1 protein-coding gene is annotated in these 303 nt (G+C 64.7%); it reads left to right on the top strand.

The features are described from left to right. Positions 1-303 (top strand): S49 family peptidase (locus EN807_RS34280; RefSeq protein WP_135938075.1); only part of this gene is annotated, 303 nt, incomplete at both ends.

Below are 303 nucleotides of genomic sequence, written 5' to 3'. Positions count from 1 at the left end.
AGCTCATCAAGCGGCTGGAGACCATCCGCGAATCCCCGAGGGTGAAGGGCGTCATCCTGTCGATCGACTCGCCCGGCGGCACCACGGTCGGAGGTGAATCGATCTTCGAGGAAGTGCGCAAGCTCGCCGGCGACAAGCCCGTCGTGGCGGAAGTCGGCACGCTCGCCGCGTCCGCCGGCTACATGATTGCGAGCGCCGCCGACCATATCGTCGCGCGCAAATCCTCGATCGTCGGCTCGATCGGCGTGCTTATCCAGTATCCGGACGTCAGCGGCCTGATGGACAAGCTAGGCATCAAGCTCG

Source organism: Mesorhizobium sp. M5C.F.Ca.ET.164.01.1.1 (assembly GCF_004792125.1).
GTDB lineage: Bacteria > Pseudomonadota > Alphaproteobacteria > Rhizobiales > Rhizobiaceae > Mesorhizobium > Mesorhizobium wenxiniae.
The sequence above is the reverse complement of the archived record's forward strand: the minus strand, read 5'-3'. Positions and strand labels throughout refer to the sequence as shown.